The organism is Micromonospora sp. NPDC005413, from assembly GCF_040606435.1.
In the GTDB taxonomy this organism is placed as follows: Bacteria; Actinomycetota; Actinomycetes; order Mycobacteriales; family Micromonosporaceae; genus Micromonospora.
In genome coordinates, this window is record NZ_JBEXEV010000007.1 from 197,786 (window position 1) to 205,178 (window position 7,393).

At 72.3% G+C, this 7,393-nt stretch carries 5 protein-coding genes; 2 read left to right on the top strand and 3 right to left on the bottom strand.

Translation table 11 applies throughout. From position 1 onward, the window contains the following. Nucleotides 1-7 precede the first annotated feature (7 nt). The 3 genes from ABZS37_RS12030 to ABZS37_RS12040 all read right to left on the bottom strand — a co-directional run bounded on the left by ABZS37_RS12030 (nt 8) and on the right by ABZS37_RS12040 (nt 4,795). Nucleotides 8-628 (bottom strand): HAD-IA family hydrolase, encoded by a 621-nt coding sequence (locus tag ABZS37_RS12030; RefSeq protein ID WP_355168104.1) that lies wholly within the window; start codon nt 626-628, stop codon nt 8-10. Then, entirely contained in the window at nt 628-4,242 is a 3,615-nt protein-coding gene (gene smc / locus ABZS37_RS12035) for a chromosome segregation protein SMC (protein ID WP_355168106.1), read from the bottom strand. Before smc ends, ABZS37_RS12030 begins: the two co-directional genes overlap by 1 nt. A 358-nt stretch (nt 4,243-4,600) precedes the next feature. Beyond that, nucleotides 4,601-4,795: a hypothetical protein gene (locus tag ABZS37_RS12040; protein WP_007456482.1), complete on the bottom strand. Its 195-nt coding sequence runs from the start codon at nt 4,793-4,795 to the stop codon at nt 4,601-4,603. Between the two features lie 394 nt (nt 4,796-5,189). Between ABZS37_RS12040 and ABZS37_RS12045 the strand changes: the two genes are divergently transcribed. Together ABZS37_RS12045 and ABZS37_RS12050 are read left to right on the top strand one after the other, a co-directional pair. Then, nucleotides 5,190-6,323, top strand: a complete 1,134-nt coding sequence (locus ABZS37_RS12045; protein WP_355168130.1) for a CAP domain-containing protein — start codon at nt 5,190-5,192, stop codon at nt 6,321-6,323. Between the two features lie 120 nt (nt 6,324-6,443). After that, nucleotides 6,444-7,286: an endo alpha-1,4 polygalactosaminidase gene (locus tag ABZS37_RS12050; protein ID WP_355168108.1), complete on the top strand. Its 843-nt coding sequence runs from the start codon at nt 6,444-6,446 to the stop codon at nt 7,284-7,286. Nucleotides 7,287-7,393: the final 107 nt, after the last annotated feature.

Here is a 7,393-nt window from a genome sequence, read left to right on the forward strand (position 1 = left end):
GGCGGGCTCAGTAGCCCAGAGCCGCCCGCAGGTAGCGGAGGTCGCCGTGGCCGCCCCAGCGGTGCGCCGACAGCCCGGCGGACCGGGCACCTCGTACGGCCCAGTCCTCGTCGTCGACGAAGAGCACCTTGGCCGGCAGGGTTCTCAGCGCCACGCAGGCGGCCTGGAAGTACTCCGGGGCGGGCTTGTGTACGCCGACCGCCGAGGAGTTGACCACCACGTCCAGCTCGTCGGCCAGCCCGAGCTCGGCCAGGTCGGCGTCGAGCACGTCGGTGGCGTTGGTGGCCAGGCCGACCTTGATCCCGGCGGCGCGTACCTCCCGGACGAAGTCGAGCACCTCGGTGTCCACCTCACCCCGGTAGCGCTGCCACTGCTCCACCGCCGCCCGGGCCCGGTCCGGTCCGCCGGCCGGCGCGGCCAGCGCCTCGGCCACGCTGCTCACCCAGTCGGCGTGGCTGACCTGGCCGGTGAGCACCGGCTGGAGTCGGCCCCACTGCATGGCGATCTCGCCGAGCACCCCCTCGGACAGGCCGTACTCCCGCTCGACACCGGCGGCCACCGCCGGATCCCACCGGCGCAGTACGCCGTCGAAGTCCAGCAGGAGCGCCGTCGCGCGTTCCCGAGCCACTACCCGTTCTCCTCGCCGCGGCCGTGCCGCTGGTCGTCCTCGTCGGCCCGGTTGAGCCGTTGGCTGATCACCTGGGTGACCCCACTGCGCATGGTCACTCCGTAGAGCGCGTCGGCGATCTCCATCGTCCGCTTCTGGTGCGTGATGACGATCAGCTGACTCTTCTCCCGCAACTGTGCCAGCAACATGATCAGCCGGCCCAGGTTCACGTCGTCGAGGGCCGCCTCCACCTCGTCCATGATGTAGAACGGGCTGGGCCGGGCGCGGAAGATCGCGACCAGCATGGCCACCGAGGTCAGCGATCGCTCGCCACCGGAGAGCAGGGACAGCCGCTTGATCTTCTTGCCCGGCGGGCGGGCTTCCACCTCGACGCCGGTGGTGAGCAGGTCGTCGGGGTCGGTGAGGATCAGCCGACCCTCGCCGCCGGGGAAGAGCACGGTGAACACCTGCTCGAACTCACGCGCAGTGTCCTCGAATGCGCTGGCGAAGACCTCCAGGATCCGCTCGTCCACGTCCTTGACCACGGTGAGCAGGTCACGACGGGTGGCCTTGAGGTCCTCCAACTGCTCGGAGAGGAACTTGTAGCGCTCCTCCAGCGCGGCGAACTCCTCCAGCGCGAGCGGGTTGACCTTGCCGAGCAGGGTCAGTTCCCGTTCCGCCTTTGCGGCCCGTTTCTCCTGCACCGGCCGTTCGTAGCGGACCGGTTCGGGCACCGGCAGGCCGTCGCGTTCCGCCGTCGCGACGTCGACCTGGGTCGGCGGGACGGGCTGAGTGGGGCCGTACTCGGCGACCAGGGTCTCCACGTCCAAACCGAAGTCCTCGGCAGCCTTCGCCTCCAGTTGCTCGATGCGCAACCGTTGCTCGGCCCGGGCGACCTCGTCGCGGTGTACCTGGCTGGTCAGCCGCTCCAACTCCGCGCCGAGGCGCTTGGCTGCCCCGCGTACCTCCTGGAGCTCGGCCTCGCGGGCGGCGCGTTCCAGCGCGACCGCGTCGCGGTGCTCCTCGGCCGTCGCGATCGAGGTGGTGAGCCGGGTGAGCGCCTCCCGGGCGCCGCCGGCGACGGCCCGGGCGATGGCCGCGCCCCGGGTGCGCGCGGCCCGTCGGGCCGCGGCGCGTTCCCGGGCGGCCCGCTCCGCGGTGGCCTGCCGGGTCAGTGAGTCGGCCCGGCCTGCGATCGAGGAGACACGCTCCTCGGCGGTACGCACCGCGAGCCGGACCTCCATCTCGTTCTGCCGGGCCTGCGGCACCATGGCGGCGAGCTGGTCCCGCTCCTCGGCGGAGGGCTCGGCATCGACCGGGGTCTCCTCGGCCAGCCGCAGCCGCTCCTCCAACTCGTCGAGCGTGGTGAGGTCCCGCTGCCGGGCCGCCTCAGCGCGGGCCCGGGATTCGCCGAGGCGGTCGGTCTCCGCCTTCGCGGAGCGGGCCGCCGCGCCCAACTCGGCCAGCCGACGGGCAGCGGCGTTGCGGTGGCTCTCCGCCTCACGCTTTTCTGCGGCGGCGTGCTGCACGGCCTCCTTGGCGGCGGCCACCTCGGCGCGCGCCTCGACGAGCTGGTCACGCAGCTCCGCGCCAGCGCGCTCGGCGGTGAGCCGGTTGGTGCGGGCCTCCTCGACGGCCGCCTGCACCTCGATGTAGCTGGGAGCCTTGGCCGACCCGCCAGCCGCCGCGTACGCCCCGACCACGTCACCGTCCGGGGTGACCGCCCGCAGCTCCGGGTTGCTGGCGACCACCTCGGCGGCGGCGGCGAGATCGTCGACGAGCGCCACGTCACGCAGCGCCCGGTGCACCGCTGGACGCAGCTCTGCGCTGCATTCCACCAGATCGGGGGCCCACCGGGCGTCGTCGGGCAGCTTCGGGCGCAGCGCGTCGGCCGAGCCGGTCATGCCGGGCCCCGCCGGGCTGCCGACCAGCAGGCCGGCCCGGCCGGCGTCGGAGATCTTCAGCAGCCGCATCGCCTCGACGGCCTCGTCCACCCCGCTGACGGCGACCGCGTCGGCGAGGCCGCCGAGCGCAGCGGCCAGCGCGGCCTCGTGGCCCGGTGCGACGGTGAGCAGCCCGGCGAGGCTGCCGAGCAGGCCAGGCACGTCGCCGGCGCGGGCGAGCAGCGCCCCCGCGCCGTCCTTGCGCCGCAGACCCAGTGCCAGCGCCTCCTCCCGGGCCTCCCAGCTGGCGGCATCCTTCTCCGCTGCCCGCTCGGTGTCGGCCAGGGATCGAACGGTGGCCTGCGCCCGCTCCTGCACGGCGACCGCCTCGGCGTGCCGGGCGTCCAGGTCCGCGTTGTCCCGGTCGGCCTCGGTGGACTGGGCGGCGACCGCGTCCAGGTCGGCCTGCGCCTGCTCGGCGCGGCCCAGTGCGTCGGCGTGCGCGACGGCGAGGCGTTCGATCTCCTCGCCGGCGCTGGTGGTCCGGGCCCGGGCGGAGTTGACCTGGCCGGTGAGGCGGGCCATCCCCTCCCGGCGGTCAGCGATGGCCTTGGCCGCGGCGACCAACTCCCGCTCGGCTGCGGCGAGCTGCCGCTCCAGTTCCTGGCGGTGCTCGACCGCCTCAGCCAGCCGGACCTGATCGTCGGTGAGCGCCGCGCGCAGCTCCTCCTCCTGCTCGCGGACGCGTTCCGCCTCGGCCTCCAGCTGGTCCGGGTCGCGGCCGGGTCGCTCGTCGTCGCCGCTGGCGCTGAGGTGCCGCAGCCGCTCCCGGGCCAACTGCTCGATCGAGCGGAAGCGTTCCTGCAGTGCGGACAGCTTGTACCAGGTGTCCTGGGCGGCGGCGAGCAGTGGAGCGTCCTCGGCCAGCGCGGCCTCCAGCTCGCCGAGCCGGCCCTGCACCTCGGCGTGCTCGCCCTCAAACTGCTCGCGCCGATCCCGCAGCGCCGTCTCGTCGGCGATCTCCCGGTCGAGGGTGGTCCGCAGGGTGGCCAGGTCGTCGGCGAGCAGGCGCAGCCGGGCGTCGCGCAGGTTGGCCTGGATGGCGGCGGCGCGCCGGGCCACCTCCGCCTGCCGGCCCAGCGGCTTGAGCTGGCGGCGCAGCTCGGCGGTCAGGTCGGTGAGGCGGTTGAGGTTGATCTGCATCGCGTCGAGCTTGCGCAGGGCCTTTTCCTTGCGCTTGCGGTGCTTGAGGACGCCGGCGGCCTCCTCGATGAACGCCCGGCGGTCCTCCGGCTTGGCGTGCAGCATGCCGTCGAGTCGGCCCTGCCCGACGATGATGTGCATCTCCCGGCCGATGCCGGAGTCGGACAGCAGCTCCTGGATGTCGAGCAACCGGCAGGAGTTGCCGTTGATCTCGTACTCACTCTCGCCGGAGCGGAACATCCGGCGGGTGATGGAGACCTCGGTGTACTCGATGGGCAGCGCGCCGTCGGTGTTGTCGATGGTGAGGGTGACCTCGGCGCGACCCAGCGGTGCCCGGCCGGCGGTGCCGGCGAAGATGACGTCCTCCATCTTGCCGCCGCGGAGAGCCTTGGCGCCCTGCTCGCCGAGGACCCAGGCGATGGCGTCGACGACGTTGGACTTGCCGGAGCCGTTCGGGCCCACCACGCAGGTGATCCCGGGCTCCAGCTTCAACGTCGTGGCGGAGGCGAAGGATTTGAACCCCTTCACCGTCAGGCTCTTGAGATACACCTTCTCGATCCTCGTCCGGTGGCCGCCGTACCGTCGCCGGCTGTGGGGACCTGGGTGAACTCGCAGACTAACCCGGTGGAGGGAGCGGGCCGGCACGCGACCCGCCCCGGGCCGCGTGCGTCGAAGGCGCGGGACGCGACCGCGCTGTTGTTCCAGCGGTCGCGACAAAGACAAGGGTCGTTCATGATCGGCTTATCCGCCGACGTGCTTTCCGGAAACCTCAGGCACGGTTCCAGCGCGACCGACCGCAAGATCGTAAATCGTCGGCGACGAAAGGAGCCGGACAGCGTTGCGCGCCGGCACAGAGGTGTCGGCGCGCATTTTTGCAATGGTGCGATTCAGTTTTTCGACGGGGAGATCAGGTCAGCGCCGGCTCGGCCAGACGGAGCAGATCGTCCGCCTCCGCCGCAGCCGCCGCGAGCCGATCATTGTCGGCACGCAGACGCGTGATCTCGAACTCCAGTGCCTGAACCCTGGCACGCAGTCGGGTGACCTCGTCGAGCAGACGCCGGTCGGGCGCTGCACCTACGTGGCCGTAGAGGGCCTTCGCCATGCTGACTCCTTGATATGCGCTGCCGGAAAGGCCGGCCAACGCGCGCCCAATTTGTACGCGGCTGTCATTCCAGGCTGTATCTGGGCATGACCGGGCGCGACTGGCGACACCTATATATTGAGCCGCAAACCCCTCCTTCGTCAAGTTCTCGCAGGCCGTAGATCATCTCTACGTCGACCTGTCCACTTGTCGGGGGGTTGCCGCAAGGCACGGACACGCTCTGTCCGGACACCTTTACTGTACGCCCAGAATCTCGAAAGTACTCCCTCAGACGTCAGACCTCCCCTTAACTCTTCCTTAGCCACGTTGCCGGGGTCGACGACCGGACCGTAGCGTCAGCCCGGCCAACAATCGACCCCTTGGAGGCACAGGCGTGTACGGCTGGACCGACCCGATGGACCCGAACGGCGCACCCCGGCGCGCTGGCCGGCCGACCGACGAGCCGGACTGGCTGAGGGACCGCCCGGAACCCCGCTCGTCCTACCTGTTCGGCGACGACCCCGACCAGCCCGTCGACGAGGGGCACCGGGAGCAGCCCACCTCCGGCGGGCAGCCGGACCTGGCGCCCTTCGCCGGGTCGTCCGACGCCCCGACCGCCGCCTGGCCGGCCCACCAGCCGGATGGCGAGACCGGCAACTGGGGCAACAGCCGCCCGGTCGAGGACACCACCGGCGGCTGGCGTACCGACGTTGACGCGGCGACCACCGGCGGCTGGCGTACCGACGTTGACGCGGCGACCACCGATGGCTGGCGGGCCGGTGCCGCCGCTACCGGCCAGCCCGGCGACGGGCGGCACCGCTCCCCGCGCCGCTGGCGCCGGCCACTGATGATCGGCGGCGCCGCCGCGGCGGCAACCCTCGTGGTGAGCTTCGGCGTCGGCGCACTCGCGCTGCCCGGCGGTGATGACGGGGCCAGTCAGCGGACGGCCGTCGACGACACCTACGCCGCGCCGGCGGTACCGACCGAGGAGCCCGCCCTCGACACCCTCGCCGCACCCTCCCCGTCAGCCACACCCAGTTCGGCGCAGCCGAGCAAGGTTGTCAAGCCCACCCCGGCGGCGTCGCGGACCACCGCCGCGTCGCGACGCAGTGCCACGCGCACCAGCGCGCCGAGTACCACCACCGGCTCGGGCTCCAGCGGCACCGTCAGCGCACAGGCCCGCGAGGTGGTGAATCTGGTCAACGCCGAGCGGACCAAGGCCGGCTGCAAGGCGTTGAGCATCGACAGCAAGCTGATGACCGCCGCGCAGCGGCACAGCCAGGATCAGGCCGACCACCGGAAGATGTCGCACACCGGCAGCGACGGCAGTGACAGCGGGGTACGGCTGGACCGCGTCGGCTACGCCTGGCGCACGTACGGCGAAAACGTGGCCTGGAACCAGAAGACCCCGGCTGCGGTGATGGACGCCTGGATGAACAGCTCCGGCCACCGGGCCAACATCCTGAACTGCGCGTTCACCGAGATCGGCGTCGGCATCGCCAGCAGCAACGGACCGTACTGGACGCAGGTCTTCGCGGCGCCGCGCTGACCGCGCGTCGTTCACGCCCCCGCGCTCGTTTGACCCGGTGAGGTACGTCGGGCCGGAGCGTGGGGGCGACGGCGTACCGGTGAGGGCGGCGACGGGCCGCCCGCGACCCGGGAGCTGCCGATGCGGATCCGGCCGCGGCGACGCGCCGCCGTACGCCCACTGCGCCGCATCCTGTCGGCCGGCGTCGCACTCGTCCTGGTGGTGCCGGCGTACGGGTGTCGCGCCGAGCTGACCGCGCCCGGCGCGCCCACAGCGTGGCCGGCCACGCAGGCCCGCCACTGGCAGTGGCAGTGGCAGCTCAGCGGCCCGCTCGATCCGGCGGTGGACGCGGATGTCTTCCTGCTCGACCCGGTGGCCACCACCGCCGCGCAGACCGCCGAGCTGCGCTCCCGGGACCGCCGACTGATCTGCCAGGTGCACGTCGGGTCGGTCCGCTCCGCAGACCCGGACGCGAGCCGGTTCCCGAATGTCGTACAGGGCTCGGCCGGGCGTCGGCCCGACAGCCGGTGGCTGGACGTCCGGGGCTGGGACGCGCTCGAGCCGGTGCTGGCCGACCGGTTCCGGCTCTGCCGGGGCAAGGGCTTCGGCGCGGTGGCGCTCGCCGACGCCGACGGGTACGCGTCTCGCACCGGTTTCCCGCTCGACTTCGACGACCAACTGCTGTTCAACCGCCGCCTGGCCGAGCTGGCCCGCTCGCTGAGCCTTTCCCCCGGGCTGGTCAACGACGTGCCGCAGCTCGCCGCGCTGGCACCGGACTTCGACTTCGCGGTCAACGAGGAGTGTGTCCGGCTGGGGCAGTGCGCCAAGCTGCTGCCGTTCGCCGACGCCGGCAAGCCGGTCTTCCACGTCGAGTACGCCGGCTCGACCGACGACTTCTGTGTGACCACCGTCGGCTACGGCTTCGCGTCCATCCGCAAGGACCGCACGCTCGACGCCTGGCGGGAAGCCTGCCCACTGCCCTGACCGCCCTCCCCCTCCCCCTCCCCCTCCCCCTCCCCCGCAGGCGTCGATCTAGGGAGAATCGCTGTGGAAGGAGATCCACCAACAACGATTCTCCCTAGATCGACGCG